The following is a 19,779-nucleotide window of genomic DNA, read 5'->3' as shown; positions in this document are numbered from 1 at the left end:
GCAGCCGTGCCTAGTGTGCCATGGCCCGCCACCGGTCCGCCGATCGAGGACTAATCCATCGATCAAGGGCAAACGCTCGTGAAAGAGAGATCAAACCACGTGCGTTTGCCCTTGATCGGCGAAGAGGCGGGGAGTCGGCGACAATCGGACGCATGCGTGCGGTCACGGTCACACGGCCCGGTGGGCCGGAGGTGTTGGAGTGGGTGGAGGTGCCGGATCCCGAGGCCGGCCCGGGCGAGGTGCTCGTCAAGGTCAGGGCCAGCGCCGTGAACAGGGCGGACATCCTCCAGAGACAAGGGAACTACTCGCCGCCGCCGGGCTCGTCCCAGTACCCGGGGCTTGAGTGCAGCGGCGTGATCGCCGCGACCAACGCCCCGGTCTGCGCGCTCCTGGCCGGCGGTGGCTACGCCGAGCTCGTGGCCGTGCCCGAAGCTCACACGCTGCCCATTCCACGCAACCTCACGGTCGAGGAGGCTGCCACGATGCCTGAGGTCGCGTGCACCGTCTGGTCGAACCTTGTCCAGATCGCCGGCCTGCAGAGGGGTGAGACCCTGCTCGTGCATGGTGGCGGCAGCGGGATCGGGACGTTCGCGATCCAGTTTGGAGCGGCGCTGGGCGCGCATGTCGTCACCACCGCACGGCGGTCGAAGCACGCGGCGCTCAAGGATCTTGGCGCGCACGAGACGATCGACTACACCGAGCAGGACTTCGCCGCCGAGGTCAAAGCAGACGTCATCCTCGACATCATCGGCGGCGCCTACCTCGATCGGAACTTGGACGCCCTCGCCCGGCACGGCCGGATCGTCGTGATCGGGCTGCAGGGTGGGCGCAAGGGCGAGCTCAACCTCGCGGGCCTGATGGCCAAGCGGGGCACGATCTACGGGTCGATGTTGCGGTCGCGACCCCATGACGAAAAGGCCGCCATCGTACGGGGCGTACGCGACGAGGTCTGGCCGCTGATCGAGTCCGGGGCGATCAAGCCCGTGATCGACCGGCGGCTGCCCATGTCGCAGGCGGCGGAGGCGCATCGGATCGTGGAGGCGAGCGAGCACCTCGGCAAGGTGGTACTGCTGGCAGAGTGAGGCCCCGGCGCCGCACGTGCGCCGGGGCCTCAGCCGACCCTCCCCAGGTCGGGCCTGTGGGCTGGCTAGAGCGTCAGCGTCCAGGTGTTGATGTGGCCGGTGTCGATCGAGTAGACATCCTGCACCCTCAGGCGCCAGGTGCCGTTGGCAGCCTCGCTCGACAGGTTCGCCGTGTACGTCGCGTTGACGTTGTCGGTGCTGTCGGTCGCGCTGTTGTTCTTGAGCCGGTACGAGGTGCCGTCCGGGGCGAGCAGGTCGACGACCAGGTCACCGCGGTACGTGTGGACGATGTTGACGGCCACCGTCGAGCTGGTCGATGGTGCGCGGCCGCAGCCGGCGATGGTGATCGAGCTGGTGACCGCGGCACCGTTGTCCGGGATGGAGACGTCGGTGCCGTTGCTGCCGGTGCAGCTACCTGTGCTGCCGCCGGTCACGGTCAGGCTGTACGTGGCGGTCCGGGTCGCGGACGCGCCGGTGCCGGTCACCGTGATCGTGTAGGCGCCGGATGCCGTCGACGCCGAGGTGGCGAGCGTCAGGGTCGACGAGCCTCCCGACGTCACGGACGTAGGGCTGAACGTCGCCGTCACGCCCGCCGGCAGGCCGCTGGCCGAGAAGGTGACCGACTGCGCCGATCCCGACGTGGTCGCCGTGCTGACGGTCGTGGTGACGGAGCTGCCCGCCGCGACCGAGCCGGAGGTTGGCGAGGTTGCGATCGAGAAGTTGTTGGCCGGGGGTGTCGTGGTGTTAGCCACGTGGAGCAGCTGGTTGGGGGTACCGGTGCCCACATTGGTCACGACACCCGCCGTCGAGCCGCTGACCAGGGATTCGCGGACCTGGGCTGGGGTGTACGAGGGGTTCGCGGCGAGCGTGAGCGCCGCCGCGCCGACCACGTGAGGCGTGGCCATCGACGTACCGCTGATCGTGTTGGTCGCGGTGTTGCTGTTGTACCAGGCGGAGGTGATGTTCACGCCGGGCGCCAGGATGTCGACGCAGTTGCCGTAGTTGGAGAAGCTGGCGGCGGCGTCGTTGTTCTGGGTGGCTCCGACGGTGATGCCCTCGGCGACCCGGGCCGGCGAGTAGTTGCAGGCGTTCTGCCGGACGCCGAGCGCGTTGCCGTTGCCGGACGCGATGCCGTAGGTGATGCCTCCGGTGTTGATGGAGTTGCGGACCGCGTTGTCCAGTGCGGAGTCGACGCCGCCACCGAGGCTCATGTTGGCGACGGCGGGCTTGACGGCGTTGGCGGTGACCCAGTCGACACCGGCCACCACACCGGCGGTGGTGCCCTCACCGGAGCAGTTCAGCACGCGTACCGCGACGAGCTGCACGCCCTTGGCGACGCCGTAGGAGGTGCCGCCTACGGTGCCGGCCACGTGTGTGCCGTGGCCCTGGCAGTCATCGGCGTTGGTGTCGCCGTCGACGGCGTCGTAGCCGTGGACCGCGCGGCCGCCGAAGTCGTTGTGGCTGATCCGGATGCCTGTGTCGATGATGTACGCGCGCACCGAGCTGGCGGCGGTCGGGTAGGTGTACGACCTGTTGAGCGGCAGGTTGCGCTGGTCGATGCGGTCCAGTCCCCACGACGGGGGGTTCGTTTGGGTCTCTTGGATCGTCATCTTGTGGTTCTGTTCGACGTACGCGACCGCGGGGTTGGCGGCGATCTGCGCCGCGCGTTTCGCGGTGGCCTTGACCTCGAACCCGCGTACCGCGGAGCGGTAGGTGCGCGCCACCGCACCGTCATGCTTCGCGGCCAGGTCCTTGGCGCTCTTCGCCACGTCACTGCCGCGCACCGCGGAGTCCTTGAATACCACGATGTAGCTGTTGGCGACGGCGGTCTCGCCGCCGGCGTTGCGGATCACACCTTCTGGTTCCGCGGCGAGCGCGGGCGGTGCGGCCATTGATAGGGCCACCGTCACTCCGACGGTGGCCATGCCGAGCGTCTTGAGGCGACGCTTCAACTGGGGTGTCATATCCCCACTCCTCCCCTCTAACCGGCACCTGCCCGACCGGACGCTTGTGGCGCCGGATCGGGCAGTTACGGATGCCGATTGGAGGAGAGGTTATTGGGTTGGATCACCGACCGTTAGATGTTGAAGTCTCTATATCACCGGCGATAGGTAACGCGGCGTTAGCGGTTGCGGCCATCCTGTACATAAAGGAGCTCGAGGATGGAGCGGGCCGCCTCGAACCACCGGTCGAGCCACCCGGGTGGCGGCACGCTGCCCTTGGGCGGCAGTTCCATCAGCAGTCCCCGCAGCAACGGGTGGTCGACGAGCGAGCCGGTTCCGTGGGGTTCCAGCCAACTCGTCGGGGGGAAGACCGGTCCGGAACCGTTGTGGAGCATGTGCTCGGGCTCCGGCAGATCATTGTCGCGGCGGACCGGCTCATAGCCACCGGGCTGCGGAAACCGTTCCGGCGCCTGGCCAGCGAAGCGTTCCTGCATGGTGGTCGAGCCGTTGCCGACATCCTCTGGCCCCATATTCATGTCCGGTACAACGAGGGTGTGGCGGCCTAGCGACGGAAGCGCGGCTGGCAGGAACCTGCCAGCCGCGCTTCCCTATGGGGCCCTTGTCTAGAGGTCGAACTCACCGTCCTTGGTACCACCGACGAACGCGTCCCATTCGTCGGCCGTGAAGACTAAGACCGGACCGGTCGGGTTCTTGGAGTCCCGAACCGCGATCGCCTCGTCAACGAAGGCGACTTCGACGCAGTTGTCGCAATTTGGTCCGCTTCGCGAACTCTTGCGCCAATTCGCCTGACTCAGGTCCAACCCCTTGACCTCGACTTCCACAACGGCTCCTTTGCCAGCTTTGCGATAACAGCCGCGGACTCCTCAGGACGGAGCGCCGCAGCGCGGATGTGATCAAAAATGAACACGTACTTCCGCAATTCCTCACTCTTCTCCAAGAAGAGGCCGCCCGTGGCGTTTTCCGCATAAACGACATCGGGGTCGCCCGCTTCGGGGAAGTCGAGGATCGCGAAGGTCCCGTCCATACCGGCATGCGCACCGGCCTCGAAGGGCAGGACCTGGAGCGTTACATTGGGCAACTCGGCGGCCTCGACTAGCCGGCTCAACTGAGCACGCATGACGGCGTCGCCACCGACCGGACGACTCAGCACCGCCTCGTCGAGAACCACCCACAGGTCGATCGGATCGTCCTGAGTCAGCAACGACTGCCGATTCAAACGGACACGCACGCGCCGCTCGACTTCGTCAGCCGTAATATCGGGCCTGGCGGCCCGGATCATCGCTTTGGCGTACTCCTCCGTCTGTAGCAGGCCGGGGACAACCTGCTGCTCATAGGCGCGTACGGAGTTGGCAGCCTGCTCAAGTCCTACGTAGGCGCCGGTGAGCACCGTGCTGTACGGATGCCACCAGCCCTTTTGCCGAGCCTCGCGTGCGATCTGTACGAGTTCGTCGCTTTCGTCTAGGGATACGCCATATATCCCTAACATGTCGCGGACGTCACGAGGTGTAGCGCTCGTATGACCGGTTTCGATCCTGGAGATCTTCGAGGCGGAGCACTCCAAGCGCTCCGCCACGGTCTCGATCGTCACTCCCGCCGCCTCACGCCGGCGGCGGAGCTCGGCACCGAGCCGGCGGCGGCGGATGGTCGGGCTGCGTCGCTCGGTCACGGTCCCCTCCGAAGGCAGGTCGGGAAGGTCCACTCCCATCGCGCATCCAGCACGGCAGGGGTGCCGTGGCGGAAGGCGGCGACGCGCGACGAGCCGGTCTACGGTTGCAAATGGCGGGCGGCTCACTCGCGATGGAAACGCAGAAGGATACCGGCGTGGGGCGGAACCGCGTTAAGTTTGCGCGTTTCCGGGCCGGACATCAAGCAGCAATTGGGCCCTAAAAACCCAGCGCACCCACCCAAAAGTGCAACTTGCATTGATCACGCTCTTGGTGCACCCTGTGCGTAGGGCTAGGATCACTCACCGTCTTGGACAAGATCTGTCGACGAGAGGGCCATGCCGATCAAAACCGACATATGACTTTACTGAGAGGCGCCTGTACGGCGGACCGGCTAATCAGCGCACGCTGAGACGGTTCGTCCACGGTTCGCGACCGAGTTCTCGCCGCTGCATGCCCTACAGAGCTGCGGCGGCGGGTGCTGTAGCGGGCCGGAACTGACGCTGGCCGGGTGGCCTCCCCCGGCTCCGGCCAGCCCAACAGAACCGCCTAACCGGACTACCCCGGGGGTGGTTCGTACTTACCTGACAACATGGGTAATTTGGTAGAAAACGGCAGCTTCGGACAGGAGTCGACGTGTTACCCCGCTCCGGTGACATCCTCCATGTGACTCGCGAGGCCAGCGTCCAGTTCGTCGAGCCTCTCCTTTTCCGCGTGATCCGAGTCCACGACTGGCCCACCTACGACGGCTGGGTATGGCTGGACGGATACGAGCTCAATGCCGGCGGCGACGCCGTCGAGCGGCGATCGATCTTCGTAAGGATCAGCGGCCTGAAGGCGGTGGGCTCGGCCCCCGACATCCGCACTCGCAACTCCCGGCGCCCCGCAGTGCTACGGCAGGTAGGGGTGCCCAGCCGCTACCGGTGACGCTCCACGTTCGGCAGCCGGCCGTCCCGACCGGCGCCTAGACTGGTACTCATCCACCCAAGTAGGTCCTAACCCGCCGTGATCCGGACCCCCAAACGGGGGGACGGCATGCTCAACGAGCCGAGCACGCGCGCACATCGTTTTGAGGCGCGCCGAATATCGGTGCGCCTCGCCTTTCTCGGTGCGGTGGTACTGGCAGTTGTCGGCGCGGCGATCGCAGGCGCTCAGCCGCTGTCGGTGATCGCCTCACTCAGCTCCGGCAGCGGCGACGGCATCACCGCCACGGACGGTGGAGGGCCGCAGGCATCGGCTGAGCCGCCAGCTGACTGGCAGGACCACCATCACTGGGACGACCCGTGGCCGCCATCGCCGCACCCAAGCGGCGAAGAGTCCGACTCACCTTCGCCGTATCCGGGGCCGCCGACGCCGATCGCGCCGCCGCCGAACGGCGCGGAAGCTCCCGCCGCGGGCCTCGGCGCTCCGCCCGCGGGACCTCCGATTCCCGGTGCGAGCTCGCCGGCGTCGGCCAGCACCACTCCGGGTGGCGGTGTGGCCGGGCCGATTCGAGATCCGGTCGCTGGCGGACCGGGCAAACCCACGACCGGCCTCGGTGATCCGGTGGACCCCACCACGTCTGGTCCCAGGCCGGCCACGCCGGCGGTCACCCCGGTCGTCGCACCGGTGCGCGCCGCCGAAGAGGAAGACGTGGGTTCGAGCACCGCGTACCGCCGCTCCCTGGTCCTGTCGGGCCTGGCGGGCCTCGTGCTAGCGGCGACCGGCCTCACCATGGTCGGCATTCGCCGCCGCCGCTGGTGACGCGCACCCGCCTGCCCCGGCGCGCAATGATCATGAGGTTGGGGACGGTCTGGCCGCCTCGCTGGTCGGCGCGCTGGTCGGCGGGGCGGACGTCGGCGCCGACTCCGCGATGACCAGCACGACCTGGGTACCTTCGGGCACCGTCCTACCGCCAGCAGGATCGGTGTCGATCACGGTACCTGCGGGGCGGTCGGACGGCCGGAACTCCAACCGGTACGGCAGCCCCGCGGCGTCCAGCTGCGCCTGCGCGTCCGCCTGGGTGAGCCCGACGACCTGCGGTACTTCGATGCTGACCGGGCCGCTGGTGGCGGTCGCCGGCGCGCTGGTCGCGGGCGCGGCCGTGGTCGGCGCCGCGGCGGTCGTGGGCACCACCGAGGCGGTCGGTGCCGGCGTCTCGTCGCCCGCACCCGAGTCGTCGGCCCGCATGATCAACCAGACACCGACGATCAGCATGCCGAGCAGCAGCAACGCGATGATGCCAAGCAGGATGGGCATCCACCAGCGCCGCTCGTCCTCGGGTACCGGCTCCCAGTCCGGCGGGACCGGCCCTCGGATGGCGGTGGCGTCCGGCGGCGGCACACCCGCTCGCCCCGACCAGGCACCGCCAGCGGTGGGAATGGGCGCGGTCTCGTCGACGGCTGCCATCGGCGCTGTCTCATCAGACTTGGCAGCGGCCATCGGAGCCGTCTCGTCCGGCGCGACCGCCGACATCGGCGCCGTCTCGTCCGGCGCCGGCAAAGGAGCCGTGGCGTCCGGGCCGGTCCGCTCGTCGGCAGCTTCCGTGTCGGCGCCGCCTGGGCCCGGTGGCTCGTCGACGTCGTCCGCGAACGGGTCGAACTGCTCGGTCTCGTCGCCGGAACGGGCCTCATCGCGGTCGTCGGCCATGGCGCGTCCTCTCGGAGTGCGGCTGCTCAGCGCCAACTTATCGGGGGTTTCACCCGGTCGTGCGCTCGCCACCGGGCCGGCGGGCGCGGTCGCTGTCACTGTCAGGCACGCCAATAACGCTGTCGGGTACCGCCTACGCTGCCGAGTCGCCTCGCTAGCGACCGCCGGTTACGCTGCCCGGCATGGCCGTACGAGGCTGGAGAGGATCGGTCGCGACCGCGATCGGCAGTGCCGCGGGCGCCGCCGCCGCGCAGTTGGGGCTGGGCTACGGGCTCGGCATCATCGCGTGGCTGCCGGCGACTGACGCCGCTGGCGAGGCGGCGTGGGTCGCCAGCCTGGCCTGGGCCGCCTGGATCGCGGCGACATCCACGGTGATCGGTGTGATCTGCGCCGACCGGTTGGGTTCGTCGGCGCCGGAGCGGTCCGCTGTGGACACGCCGCTGGCCACCGCCCTGTGGCGGGTGGCGCTCGCGGTCGCCGCGGCGGTCGGCGGCCTGGTGACGGTGGCGCTGGTGGCCGTGCCGGCGCGGGAGGCGGTACGCGCGGACACGTTCTCGCCGCAGACGATCGCCGCGGGATACGCGGTGATCGGGGTGATCCTGGGGCTACTGGTCGCGGTGTGGGCGGTCGCCACCCGGGCGGTCGCGGCCAACGTGCTCGCGACGGCGAGCTGGCTGTGGCTGCTGGCGATCGTCGCGGTGATCGACGGCGTGGCAACGGGTGACGGGCTCGCCGCGGCGCAACTCGGCGTGTGGCAGATGACCTCGGACGACAGCACGTACTGGGTGCGCAACATCTACCTACCGGGCGCCGGCCTGTCGCTGGGCTCCGCACTGGTGATCGGGACGCTCGCCGCCTGGCCGGCCGCGCGCCGCGGAGATGGGCGCGTCGGCACGGCGGTGTCTGGCGGAATCGGACCACTGCTGGTGGCCGCCGCGTACATACTGGCCGCACCGAAGCTGGTGGGCGTACGCGCGGAGCAGCTGTCCGCGCACCTCATCGCGCCGTACGCGGTGATCGCGGGCCTCGCCGGGTCGGTGCTGATGACCGCGATCTGGCAGCGGGTCCACAGGGAGCCGACCGCGACTGAGCTCGCGGCGCTGGAGTGGCCGGCCGACAAACGAGCCGGCACCCAACCAGCCGACACCAAGCCGGCCGACGCCAACCCGGCCGACACGAAAACTGCCGACCCGAAGCCGGAGCCCGCTCTGGTGCCCGCGCAGACGCCGCGTGTCGACCTGGCGGACGACGCCTATGCGCCGGCGCGGGCGTACGTCTCGGACACAGCGCCACCGGACGCGGCGGTCGAGCCGGCCCGCGGCCAGGCCGCCGTCAAAGCACCGGTTTGGCCCGAGCCCGCAGCGCCGGCGGCAGCGACCGAAGAGCAGCCGAAGCCCAAGGGCAGGCAGCGCCGCGGCAAGACCGCGCAGTGATCAGGCGGTGGCGGCCGGGTAGTTGATGCCGCCCTGCAGCAGCTCGAACGCGCGGTCGGCCAGCTCGGACACCGGCTTGTCGGGCTCGTGCTCGCGCCACGCCCGGATCGCCACCTGGAGGGCGGTCGCCCCGACGGCTGCCACGAGGCCAGGGCGCGGATCGGCGATCGGGTCGACCCCCATGCGCTGCGCCAGGCGCCGGGCGAGGGCGTCGTTTTGCTGGCTGCACATCTCAAGGCTGCGGGCGAGCACGGATGGGCTGTCCTGTACCAGTTGCGCCACGCACGCGAACTTGGACGAGTACGGGCTGGTGCCGTCCGCCTCGTAGCCGCGGAGGACGGCGACGCAGGCGCGCCAGAGCGCGGTGAGCACCGGCTCGTCCGCCGGCCGGCGGTCAAGCTCCTCGTACACGTCCACCCACTGCTGCTCCATCAGGCTGATCACGACGTCTTCCTTGGACGCGAAGTACCGGAAGAACGTCCGCGACGACACCTCGACCGCCTCCGCGATCTCGTCGACGGTGGTCGCCTCGAACCCCTTGTGCCCAAAGAGGTCGAGTGCCGCGTCGATGAGCGCCTCGCGGGTGCGCTGCTTCTTACGTTCTCGAAGCCCAAGAGCGCCAACGGTCATGCTGGCAGTGTATCGCCCTGACTTTATTCCCGTCATGACAGTAGTCACAGTGCGACGTAAGTCGGTTGACGACACTTGTCGTGCACTGACAGATTCCTCGGCATGACGCAAGCAACCATGGAGCGGCTAGAGCCGCGCGTGCGGCAATCCAGCCGGCCCGGACACGGCCACCCGTGGCTGACGCTGCTCGCGGTCGCGCTGGGCGTGATGGTCGTCGGCCTCGACGCGACCGTTGTGGCGATCGCCAACCCGGCCATCGCCCGCGACCTGGGCGCGACCTTCGCCGAGCTGCAGTGGGTCACCAACGGATACCTGCTGGCGCTGGCCGTCTCACTGATCGTCGCCGGGCGCCTCGCCGACCGCTTCGGACGCAAGACGGTGTTTCTCATAGGGGTAGCCGGCTTCGCCGTCGCCTCGGTGGCCGTCGGCTTCTCCACCTCGATCGAGATGGTGATCTTCTGGCGGGTGATGCAGGGCTTCGCCGGTGCGCTTCTCCAGCCGGCCAGCCTCGCGATCCTGCGCAACGCCTTCCCCGCGGAGAAGCTCAACATGGCGATCGGCATCTGGGCCGGCACCTCTGGCCTCGCGATCGCCAGCGGGCCGATCGTCGCCGGCCTGCTCGTGGAGAACGCGAGCTGGGAGTGGGTGTTCTTCCTCAACGCTCCCGTCGCGGTGATCGCGATCGCCATCGGCCTCTGGGTCGTGCGGCAGTCCCGCGACCCCGAGGCGACAGGCTCGTTCGACGTGCCCGGTGTCGCGCTGCTCTCCGCTGCCCTGTTCAGCTTGGTCTGGGCATTGATCAAGGCGCAGGAGCACGGCTTCGGCGACCCGCTGCCGCTGGGCTTCTTCGTGGCGGCCGCGGTGCTCGGCGCCGGGTTCCTCGTCCGGGAGCAGCGCGCCAAGCACCCACTGGTGCCGCTCGGCCTCTTCCGCGACCGGTCCTTCTCGGCCGGCACAGTGCTCGCGATGCTGGGCTTCTTCGCGCTCTTCGGCGCGTTCTTCTTCCTGACCCTGTACCTCCAGCAGGTGCACGGCATGAGCCCCGTCGACGCGGGCGTGCGGCTGCTGCCGATGACCGCGACGTTCATCGTGGCCTCGCCGGTGGCGGGCGCGCTGACCGCGCGCTTCGGACCACGTCCACCGCTCGTCGCGGGCATGCTGCTCACGTCGGTCGCGCTCTTCGCGCTTTCCCGGATCTCGGTACAGGCCGACTACCTCTCCCTGTGGCCATGGTTCATCGTGATCGGCATGGGCTTCGGCCTGGTACTGGTCGGCAGCACCGAGGCGATCGTCGGCAACGCCCCGGCACACCAGGCAGGCCTGGCCGGCGGCATCCAGCAGACCGCCGCCCAGCTCGGTGGCGTACTGGGCACCACGGTCTTCGGCACGGTCCTCGCCACTCGGGTCGGCGACGTGCTGCTGGCGAAGCTGACCGACGCCGGCGTACCGGCCGACGTGGCGCCAGGGCTGGCGGCGGCCGAGGAGTACGTCGCGCAGGGCGTGGCCCCGGTGCCACCCGGTGCGCCGCAGCCGCTTGCCGACGCCATCACGACCGGCAGCCACCTGGCCTTCATGTCCGGGTTCCAGACGGCCCTGGTGGTGGGCTCGGTCATCGCCCTGGGTGCCGCCCTGGTGTCCATGCTGGTGCGCCGAGGCAGCACAACGCCCGGCACCACACACGCCGGCATTTGAGTTAGTCGACGGGCCAGGTGTGTACGGGCTCGTTGGTGCGCTGGAGGCGGGTGTACCGCTGGAGCATGTCGTGCAGCGCGGCGCTCCGGTCGAGGCCGCGCCCGCGCTCGGCGGCCCATACGGCCTCGGTCTGCCAGACAGCGCCGTTCCGCCCGGTCCTGCACCGCTGCTCGATGATGCCGAGCAGCCGGTCTCGCAGGGCCGGGCTGACGCCGAAGCGGTCCAGTCCGGCGTACGCCTTGGGCAGCAGCGACCCGAGCACCAGGTCGGTGACCCGGATCTCGCCGACGCGCGGCCAATGGATGGTGGCTTCGATGCCGCGCCGGGCGGCGGCGTGGAAGTTCTCCTCGGCGACGCTGAACGTGAGCTGCGACCAGATCGGACGGTCGGCCTCGGACAGCTCGCGGGTCAGTCCAAAGTAGAACGCCGCGTTGGCGAGCATGTCGATGACCGTGGGGCCGGCGGGCAGTACCCGGTTTTCGACGCGCAGGTGCGGTCGCCCGTTCATGATGTCGTAGACGGGCCGGTTCCACCTGTAGACGGTGCCGTTGTGCAGGCGCAGCTCGCCCAGGTGCGGCACGCCGCCGTTGTGCAGTACCTCGACCGGGTCCTCGTCGTCGCAGATGGGCAGCAGCGGCGAGAAGTACCGCACGTTCTCCTCGAAGAGGTCGAAGATCGAGGTGATCCACCGCTCCCCGAACCACACGCGTGGGCGTACACCTTGGGCCTTCAGCTCTTCTGGTCGCGTGTCTGTGGATTGCTCGAAGAGCGCGATGCGGGTCTCCGCCCAGAGCTGGCGGCCGTACAGGAACGGCGAGTTGGCCCCCAGCGCGACCTGGACCGCCGCGATGGCCTGGGAGGCGTTCCAGTAGCTGGCGAAGTTTTCCGGGGACACCTGCATGTGGAACTGCACGCTGGTGCAGGCAGCCTCGGGCGCGATGGAGTCGGTGGCGGTCTGGAGCCGTTCGACGCCGCTGATGTCGAGCTCGATGTCTTCGCCGCGAGCCATGACGATCTGGTCGTTGAGCACCCGGTATCGCTCGTTGCTGGACAGGTTTTCCAGCACTAGGTGGCGCGCGGTCAGCGTGGGCAGGATGCCGATGAGCACGATCGTGGCGTCGGCCTTCACCGCGCGGTGCTCCGCGCGGCCGAGGCTGGCCGCCAGGTCGGCTTCGTAGTCGGAGAAGCCGTCGCCCTCGATGAGGCGGGGCCGGGCGTTGAGTTCGAGGTTGAACTGGCCCAGCTCGGTCTGGAAGGTCGGGTCCGCGAGGTTAGCGAGGATCTCCGCGTTGCGCATGGCCGGCTCGGCGTCGGCGTCGACGAGGTTGAGCTCGATCTCGAGGCCGGTGGTGGGCCGTTCGGCGTCGAATCCGAAGTCGTCGAGCATCAGTGCGAAGACGTCCAGGCACCGGCGCACCTTCTGCCGGTACCGGGCACGGTCCTCCCGCGAGAACGCACCCGTCGAGACGTCTTTGCCCATGTGTCCTCCCGGCGCGCACGGCCTTACAGCGCCATCCTCGAACAACTTCCCGAGGTCAGCGCGATGGAACTTTCACGTTAGGAGCACCGCCCCTCCTCGGCTAGGGACAAAACGGACAGATATCACCGCTTGTAAGCGTCGTGATGCTCTAAGTCCAACTTCTCACGCTCAACAGATGGCGCCCCGGCAACCGTGAAATCGGTCACCGGGGCGCGCGAAAAGTGCCCTACTGGCGGATACCCTCGCCCTCGATCTCAATCTTGACCTTGCGGCCGACCAGCACGCCGCCGGTCTCCAGGGCGACGTTCCAGGTCAGGCCGAAGTCCTCACGGTCGATCTCGGTGCTCGCGGTGAACCCGAAGATGTCCGTGCCGAAGGGGCTGCGGCCGACACCCTCGAACTCGACCTCCAGCTCGACCGGCCGGGTCACGTCCTTGATGGTCAGCTCGCCCGCGAGCACGAAGGTGTTGCCGCTGTGCGACTTCACGCCGGTGCTGCGGAACTCCAGGGTCGGGTACTTCTCCACGTCGAGGAAGTCGCCGCTGACCAGGTGCCCGTCGCGGTCGCCCTGGCCGGTGCTGATGCTGCCCGCCTGGATCGTGGCGGTGACCGAGGACTCCAAGGGGTTCTCAGCGACGGTGATGGTGGCCTGGGCGTCGACGAACTCGCCGCGTACCTTACTGACCATCATGTGGCGAGCGATGAAGCCGACGCGCTTGTGCGCCTGGTCGAGTTCGTACGTGCCGGGCGCGGGGATGGTCAGGCCCTCGAACTCTCGCGTCACGGCGGTCGTGTCCGTCATCGGAAATCCTCCAGGTAAAAAGTACTTGACGGTTCTACATCTGCCACAGCAACTATACGCATGGCAATATTCCCCGTGTCAAGGGATGCTAACCTAGGTCTCATGGGTGAGCACCTCCAAGACGAGCGCCTCACCGCCGTCGGTCTGCTGTATGAGGCGTTCTCAGGGCTGAACTCCCGGTTCGCCGCCCAGTTCTGCGCACATGGGCTGTCCACCGTCGAGTTCGAGGTCCTGGCCAGGCTTGCCCGGTCGCCTGGCAAGCAGCTTCGGATGACCGACCTGGCGGCGCAGACATCACTGTCCACAAGTGGCGTTACGCGCGTCGTCGACCGGATGGAGCGCGACGGCTTGATCAGCCGCCGGGCCTGCCCGTCCGACCGCCGCAGCTCGTACGCCGTGATCACACAAGCCGGCCTCACCCGGCTCGACGAGATCCTGCCGGGGCACCTGGAGCTGATCGAGCAGTGGTTCACCGGCCAGTTGGAGCCCGCTCAGCTTTCCGCCTTCCTTGACGCGCTGCGCACGATCCGCGACGCCGTGCACCCGTGCGCCACCGCTGGCAGCACAGCGCCAGAGCACGCCGTGGTTGAGGCATAACGGACTGGAGTGCCACTGCCGGACAACCGGCAGGAAGACCGGCAGAACTACATTCACTACGCCTCCAAAACGCTCCGTAAGCGGACATGTCGGTCCGCAGAGGTGGCTAGCGTTCGGGTCCGGGAGGGCGCACGGGGAATGCGGCGCGGGCGGACATAGAGGGGGTGCCCTGTCGGGGGGCGTTTCCGCCCGCGCCGCTGCGGCCTCCCTCTCGTTACTTCTCGATCAGTGCCCGCTCGCGGGGCAGCAGTGTGATGCCGCCCTCCTTGCAGATGGACGACAGCCAGTCCCGGGCCGCCATCTTCGCTTCCGGCTCGTCGGTGCTCGCCACCAGCCCCACCAGCGCCTCCGCGACGTCGCGCAGGTCACGATCGCCGGCGTAGGCGCGCGCCGCCACGGTGAACCACTCCGCCGCCAGTTCACGGTCACCTCGCTGGAGCGCCAGCATCGCCTCCACCGAGGCCACCTCGCCACTCTCCCCCGTGCGGGAGCCGGCCGCCGGCTCTGGTGCCGCCGTGAGGCCCCGGATCTCCGCCAGCACCGCGGTCGCCTCGTCCAGGCGGCCCGACTGCGCCAACGCCATCCCGATCGTGCCGAGAGCGCGGCGCCGATGCCCAGGATCGCCGATCTCCGCAAGCGCGGTCACGGCCCGCCGACCGAGCGCTTCGGCTTCCGCGTACCGCGCGTCGAGCCGCGCCACCTCGGCGAGGTTGGCCCAGGCGAGGGCGCGCAGCCGGGGTTCACCGCCCTCGGCGGCCAGCCGGTCGACCGCGGCCAGCCGGCGCCTGGCGGCCCGCAGGTCGCCGAGCCGGATCTCGTGCCACGTGAGGTTGTTCTGCGCCACCGCCATGTCACGCACCCGGCCGGCCTCGGTCGCCAGGCCGAGCGCTGCCTCACCGTGCCGGCGCGCCTCGTCGTAGCCGCCGTTCGCCATCCACAGCGCGCACAGCAGGCTCCGCGCCGCCAGCTCACCCGTCAGGTGCCCGGCACGCTGAAACTCCTCCAGCGCCGCCTCGACGGCCGGCAGCTCGTCCTGCCCGGCACCGTGCTCGATCGCGAGCTGCGCCAACCCGACCCCAGCCCAGGCGCGCACGACCGGGTCGGCGTCGGCGGTACGCGGGTCGTCCAGCAGCCTGCGCAGCCATTGCCTGCCTGGCACGTCCCGCCCCCGGAACCGCCACCAGCGCGGCAGGCTCGCCGCCAACTGGAGGGCGGTGTGCGGATCGTCGTTGGCCGAGTACGCCAGCGCGGCCCACAGGTCACTCGCGACATCGTCGAGCCGGGTTACGGCCACCGAGAACTTCGCGCCGGCCAGATCGGGAGCGGTCCGGGCGGCCAGGCGCGCGAAGACCGACGCGTGCCGGCGGCGTACTCGGCCCAGCTCGCCGTTGGCGGCCGCGCGCTCGGTCGCGAAGTCGCGCACCACGTCCAGTAAGCGGAACCGGAACGGTCCCGAGCCGCGCACGCTGACGAGGCCCAGGGCGATCAGCCGATCCAGCAGGGGCACCGGGTCGCCAGCGAGGCTGCCCAGGTCGTCGGCCAGTACCGCCTCGGCCAGCTCGACCGACCACCTGTTGCGAAACGCGGACAGCCGCCGCACCGCGCGCCGCTCGTCCGCTTCGAGGACCCGGTAGCTCGCGGCGACCGCGTCCCGCAGGCTCACCGTGATGGCTTCCTTCGCGGTCCGCTGTGCCGGGCCCGCCAGGTCCAGCACGCGGTCGCCGTACCGGTTGAGGATCTCGTTGAGGTCGAGCACCCGGCCTCGCGCGGCGGCCAGCTCCAGCGCCAGCGGCAGTCCGCCGAGCCGGCGTACCAGGCCGACGAGGGCGCCCACCTCGGCCGGTTCGAGCGGCTTCCGCCGCACCTGCCGCAGCCGCGCGAGGAAAAGGGCGGCCGCCGGATACCGCGCGACCGTCTCCAGGTCGGCTTCCACGTCCGCCGGCGGTACCTCCAGCGGCGCAACCGGCCACACCCGCTCTCCGGGCAGCCCGATGGGGTGCCGGCCGGTTGCCAGTACCCGCAGCGTGGGCGCGCTCGTGCCGAGCCAGTTGAGTGCCTCGGCCACCGCGCCCGGCGCCCGCTCGATCGCATCGACCACCAGTAGCGCGGGACCGGCGGCGAGGCGCGCGGTCAGGTCGGCGGCCCGGCCCACCCCGAAGACCGAGGCGATCGCGGTCAACACGTCGACAGGCGTCGACACCTCGGACACCAGGATGCCGGCGACGCCACCGGGGTGCTGCTCGGCAACCTGGTGGGCGACGGTAAGCGCGAGGCCCGTCTTGCCCACGCCGGCAAGGCCGACCAGGCTGACCGTCTGGCGTTCGACACCGGTGAGCAGCGCTGCCACCTCGGACGCGTCCAGGTCGCGGCCGATGAGCTCGCCGGTCTGCGGCAAGCCGATCGCCGCGGGCGTGGCGGGCACGGCGGAACCCTCAGCACCCTGCCCCCGGGCCGCACCGAGGAAGTCTGACCGCTCCTTGCCGGTGAGGCCGAGAGCGCTCGCGATCAGGTCGACGGTGGTGCGCTGGGGGCGGGATCGCCCGCGCTCCAGGTCACGTACGGTCCGCACACCGACCCCGGCCCGCCCGGCGAGCTCGGCCTGGGTGAGGCCGGCGGCTCGACGCTTGGCCCGCAGCGCCGCGGAGAACGCGGTGCCGCCCTGGTCAGGCGCATGATCCGGGGTCATGGCCGCAAAGACTACGGGTCAGTACTGACCTTGAGGAGCGGAGCGTCATTTCACCGACGGGCCGGCCTTCGGATACCCGACAGAAGGGCACGCCAGGCCACAAACGCCTTACAGTCCGAGGTCACGCGCGATGATCATCCGTTGGACCTCGGACGTACCCTCGCCGATCTCCAGGACCTTCGAGTCCCGCCAGAACCGGGCCACCGGGAACTCGTTCATGAACCCGTAGCCGCCGTGCACCTGGGTGGCCTCGCGGGCGTTCGTCACCGCGCTCTCGCTGGCGTACAACTTGGCGATGGCCGCCTGCCGCTTGAAGTCCTGACCGGCGAGCAACCGCTCGGCCGCGTCGTAGTACGCGAGCCGCGCGGTGTGCGCGCGCATCTCCATGTCGGCGATCTTGAACTGGATCGCCTGGAAGTTCCCGATCGCCTTGCCGAAGGCGTGCCGCTCCTTGGCGTACTTGACCGACTCGTCCACACAGCCCTGTGCGAGACCCACCGCCAGGGCGGCGATGGCGATCCGCCCTTCGTCCAGGATGCGCAGGAACTGGGCGAAGCCGCGGCCGCGCTCCCCCAACAGATTCGCGGCCGGCACCCGGCAGTCTTCGAACGTCAGCTCGTGCGTGTCGGACGCGCACCAGCCGACCTTGGAGTACCCCGGCTGCACCGTGAACCCAGGCGTGCCCGACGGCACGATGATCGCCGACAGCTCCTTGGAGCCGTCCGGGTTGGTGCCGGTCACCGCGGTCACCGTGACCAGCGCGGTGATGTCGGTGCCCGAGTTCGTGATGAACGCCTTGGAGCCGTTGATGACCCACTCGTCGCCGTCGAGGACCGCCCTGGTCTGCGTACCGCCGGCGTCCGAGCCGAACCCGGGCTCGGTCAGCCCGAACGCCGCCAGCGCCTCGCCGCTCGTGAGCCTCGGCAGCCAGTGCGCCTTCTGCTCGTCGGTGCCGAACCGGTAGATCGGCATCGCGCCCAACGAGATCGCCGCCTCCAGCGTGATGGCGACCGACGAGTCGACCCGGGCCAGTTCCTCGAGGGTCAGGCAGAGCGCGAAGTAGTCACCACCCATCCCGCCGTACTCCTCGGGGAACGGCAGGCCGAACAGGCCCATCTTGCCCATCTGGCGCACCACCTCGTACGGGAAGGTGTGGCGCTCGTAGTGATCGGCGATGACCGGCGCGACCACCTCGCGGGCGAAGTCCCGCACGCTCTGTCGCAGCGCCTCGTGCTCCTCGGCGAGCCTCATGACAACCACTCCGTTCAGACCGGTGTGACGCCGTGCCGGCGCCGGGAGAAGTGCCGCTCCTTGCCGCGTGCCGCGGTGAAGCGGCGGATGAGCTCACCACGCAGTTCGCCGGGCTCGACGATGGTGTCGACGACGAGCTCGCTGGCGAGCCGGACGATGTCGATGTCGCGCTCGTACTCCTCGCGCCGGGCCGCGACGAACGCGGCCCGCTCCGCATCGTCGACGATCGCGGCGATCTTGTTGGCGTAGACGGCGTTGACCGCCGCCTCCGCGCCCATGACCGCGATCTTCGCGCTGGGCAGGGCGATCGTTGCGTCCGGCTCGAAGCCCGGGCCAGCCATCGCGTACAGGCCTGCGCCGTACGCCTTGCGCACGACAACACAAATCTTGGGTACCGTCGCCTCGGCGATCGCCGTGATCATCTTCGCGCCGTGGCGGATGATGCCTTCCTTCTCCACGGCCGCGCCCACCATGAATCCGGGCACGTCGGCGAGGAAGAGCAGCGGCACGTTGAACGCGTCGCAGAGCTGCACGAAGCGGGTCGCCTTGTCCGCGGAGTCGATGAAGAGCACGCCGCCCTTGAACATCGAGTTGTTGGCCACCACGCCGACGACCTCGCCGTTCAGGCGGCCGAACCCGATCGTCAGCTCGCGCGCCCATAGCGCCTGGATCTCGAAGAAGCTGCCCTCGTCGAGGATGCCGCGGGCGTACCTGCGCATGTCGAACGCCTGCCGCTCGCTGGGCGGCACCAGCGCGGCGAGGTCGATATTGGACGGCGGATCGGCCGCTTTGGACGCGGGCGGCTGCTGGGTCCAGTTGTCCGGAAGGTACGACAGGTAGCGCTTGACGGTGTCGAGCGCCTCGGCTTCGGTCTTGCAGAGGAAGTGCCCGACGCCGGACTCTTTACAGTGGACGGACGCGCCGCCCATCTCCTCCAGCGTGGTCTTCTCGCCGGTGACCATCTGCACCATGCGGTCGGAGCCCAGGTACATGCTGGCGTTGCCGTCGACCATCGCCACGACGTCACAGAACGCCGGGATGTACGCCCCGCCCGCGGCCGACGGGCCGAAGAGCGCGCAGACCTGTGGGATCGAGCCGGACGCGCGCACCTGGTTCCAGAAGATCCGGCCGGCGCCGCGCCTGCCGGGAAAGAGGTCGACCTGGTCGGTGATGCGCGCGCCGGCCGAGTCGACTAGGTAAACCATCGGGACGCTGGTGCTGTAGGCGCGCTCGATGATCCGGATTATCTTTTCGACCGTGCGGGCGCCCCAGGAGCCGGCCTTGACGGTGGAGTCGTTGGCCATCAGGCACACCTGCCGGCCGCCAATCGTCGCGACGCCGGTCACGACGCCATCGGCGGGGAGCCCGTCTGCCAATGCGTTGGCGTAGAGCCCGTCTTCGACGAAGGAACCCTCGTCGACCAGTAACGCGATACGCTCGCGGGCGAAGAGCTTGCCCTTGGCCGCGTTGGCCGCGTGATACTTTTCCGCGCCACCAGCGAGGGCACGCTTCCGGAGCCGTTCGAGCGCCTCACCGTCGAGCGTCACACGTACCCCCAGGATTTAGCGTGCCTGAACGATCGTTAGGTTAGTGCGATCGCACCAAGATCGCCACCCGGTGATGATACGTTTGGTTGATCATGCGCATGTCGTAAATATCCGACTACCGGGCTAAAGACGGTAGGTAAGCAGCGAGGAGAACCGGGGATGCTCATCGACCTGCTCGGCAATTTGATCGACACCGCACTAGGCCTCGTCGGGAGCCTGCTGGGCGTCATCGGCGGCCTGTTGTAGCCGGAAAGTGAAGACAAGGGATGTGGGCTTCCGCCGGTTCGGAGACCCACATCCCTTCCGGACGGCCGGTCTGGCGT

The 19,779-nt window shown here is 69.2% G+C and carries 17 protein-coding genes; 6 read left to right on the top strand and 11 right to left on the bottom strand.

Going from position 1 to position 19,779, the window contains the following annotated elements:
- Positions 1-152 precede the first annotated feature (152 nt).
- The gene (locus tag V6V89_RS09320; protein ID WP_334618600.1) at positions 153-1,082 is read left to right on the top strand and encodes an NAD(P)H-quinone oxidoreductase; all 930 of its coding nucleotides are present in this window, start codon (positions 153-155) and stop codon (positions 1,080-1,082) included.
- 65 nt (positions 1,083-1,147) lie between these two features.
- Here the strand turns inward: V6V89_RS09320 and V6V89_RS09315 are convergent, their stop codons facing one another.
- The 4 genes from V6V89_RS09315 to V6V89_RS09300 form a co-directional block, all read right to left on the bottom strand.
- Complete coding sequence (locus V6V89_RS09315) at positions 1,148-3,046, bottom strand: S8 family peptidase (protein ID WP_334618599.1); 1,899 nt, start codon at positions 3,044-3,046, stop codon at positions 1,148-1,150.
- A gap of 158 nt (positions 3,047-3,204) precedes the next feature.
- Positions 3,205-3,561 (bottom strand): hypothetical protein, encoded by a 357-nt coding sequence (locus V6V89_RS09310; protein WP_334618598.1) that lies wholly within the window; start codon positions 3,559-3,561, stop codon positions 3,205-3,207.
- Between the two features lie 87 nt (positions 3,562-3,648).
- A complete protein-coding gene (locus V6V89_RS09305) occupies positions 3,649-3,867 on the bottom strand; it encodes a DUF397 domain-containing protein (protein WP_334618597.1) in 219 nt (72 codons plus the stop codon).
- Positions 3,837-4,712 (bottom strand): helix-turn-helix domain-containing protein, encoded by an 876-nt coding sequence (locus V6V89_RS09300; RefSeq protein WP_334618596.1) that lies wholly within the window; start codon positions 4,710-4,712, stop codon positions 3,837-3,839. The genes V6V89_RS09305 and V6V89_RS09300 overlap by 31 nt, the downstream gene beginning before the upstream one ends.
- A 634-nt stretch (positions 4,713-5,346) precedes the next feature.
- Between V6V89_RS09300 and V6V89_RS09295 the strand changes: the two genes are divergently transcribed.
- Positions 5,347-5,637: a hypothetical protein gene (locus tag V6V89_RS09295; RefSeq protein WP_334618595.1), complete on the top strand. Its 291-nt coding sequence runs from the start codon at positions 5,347-5,349 to the stop codon at positions 5,635-5,637.
- Between the two features lie 108 nt (positions 5,638-5,745).
- A complete protein-coding gene (locus tag V6V89_RS09290; protein ID WP_334618594.1) occupies positions 5,746-6,453 on the top strand; it encodes a hypothetical protein in 708 nt (235 codons plus the stop codon).
- A 30-nt stretch (positions 6,454-6,483) separates the two neighbouring features.
- Here V6V89_RS09290 and V6V89_RS09285 read toward each other — a convergent pair whose 3' ends face one another.
- Complete coding sequence (locus V6V89_RS09285; RefSeq protein ID WP_334618593.1) at positions 6,484-7,338, bottom strand: PASTA domain-containing protein; 855 nt, start codon at positions 7,336-7,338, stop codon at positions 6,484-6,486.
- Between the two features lie 182 nt (positions 7,339-7,520).
- On the opposite strand from V6V89_RS09285, the gene V6V89_RS09280 reads away from it, so the two are divergent.
- Positions 7,521-8,771: a hypothetical protein gene (locus V6V89_RS09280; RefSeq protein ID WP_334618592.1), complete on the top strand. Its 1,251-nt coding sequence runs from the start codon at positions 7,521-7,523 to the stop codon at positions 8,769-8,771.
- Here the strand turns inward: V6V89_RS09280 and V6V89_RS09275 are convergent, their stop codons facing one another.
- The gene (locus tag V6V89_RS09275; RefSeq protein WP_334618591.1) at positions 8,772-9,401 is read right to left on the bottom strand and encodes a TetR family transcriptional regulator; all 630 of its coding nucleotides are present in this window, start codon (positions 9,399-9,401) and stop codon (positions 8,772-8,774) included. It abuts the gene before it with no gap.
- A gap of 102 nt (positions 9,402-9,503) precedes the next feature.
- Here V6V89_RS09275 and V6V89_RS09270 point away from each other — a divergent pair, with 102 nt between their 5' ends.
- Positions 9,504-11,093: an MFS transporter gene (locus tag V6V89_RS09270; protein WP_334618590.1), complete on the top strand. Its 1,590-nt coding sequence runs from the start codon at positions 9,504-9,506 to the stop codon at positions 11,091-11,093.
- Between the two features lies 1 nt (position 11,094).
- On the opposite strand, the gene V6V89_RS09265 is transcribed toward V6V89_RS09270, so the two are convergent.
- Both V6V89_RS09265 and V6V89_RS09260 read right to left on the bottom strand, forming a co-directional pair.
- Positions 11,095-12,573 (bottom strand): glutamate-cysteine ligase family protein, encoded by a 1,479-nt coding sequence (locus V6V89_RS09265; RefSeq protein ID WP_334618589.1) that lies wholly within the window; start codon positions 12,571-12,573, stop codon positions 11,095-11,097.
- Between the two features lie 226 nt (positions 12,574-12,799).
- Positions 12,800-13,375 (bottom strand): YceI family protein, encoded by a 576-nt coding sequence (locus tag V6V89_RS09260; protein ID WP_334618588.1) that lies wholly within the window; start codon positions 13,373-13,375, stop codon positions 12,800-12,802.
- A gap of 102 nt (positions 13,376-13,477) precedes the next feature.
- Here V6V89_RS09260 and V6V89_RS09255 point away from each other — a divergent pair, with 102 nt between their 5' ends.
- Positions 13,478-13,972 carry a MarR family winged helix-turn-helix transcriptional regulator gene (locus V6V89_RS09255; protein ID WP_334618587.1) on the top strand — a complete coding sequence of 165 codons (495 nt, stop codon included), beginning with the start codon at positions 13,478-13,480 and terminating at the stop codon, positions 13,970-13,972.
- A 214-nt stretch (positions 13,973-14,186) separates the two neighbouring features.
- Here V6V89_RS09255 and V6V89_RS09250 read toward each other — a convergent pair whose 3' ends face one another.
- The 3 genes from V6V89_RS09250 to V6V89_RS09240 all read right to left on the bottom strand — a co-directional run bounded on the left by V6V89_RS09250 (position 14,187) and on the right by V6V89_RS09240 (position 19,456).
- Positions 14,187-16,658, bottom strand: coding sequence for an ATP-binding protein (locus tag V6V89_RS09250; RefSeq protein WP_334618586.1), 2,472 nt, complete (start codon positions 16,656-16,658; stop codon positions 14,187-14,189).
- 108 nt (positions 16,659-16,766) lie between these two features.
- On the bottom strand, positions 16,767-17,909 hold the full coding sequence (locus V6V89_RS09245) for an acyl-CoA dehydrogenase family protein (protein WP_334618585.1): 1,143 nt from the start codon (positions 17,907-17,909) through the stop codon (positions 16,767-16,769).
- 14 nt (positions 17,910-17,923) lie between these two features.
- Complete coding sequence (locus tag V6V89_RS09240; RefSeq protein ID WP_334618584.1) at positions 17,924-19,456, bottom strand: acyl-CoA carboxylase subunit beta; 1,533 nt, start codon at positions 19,454-19,456, stop codon at positions 17,924-17,926.
- Between the last annotated feature and the right edge of the window lie 323 nt (positions 19,457-19,779).

The organism is Micromonospora sp. CPCC 206061 (assembly GCF_036906915.1).
Classification (GTDB): domain Bacteria; phylum Actinomycetota; class Actinomycetes; order Mycobacteriales; family Micromonosporaceae; genus Phytohabitans.
Note: the sequence above shows the minus strand (reverse complement) of the source record. Positions and strands in the feature narration are given on the sequence as shown.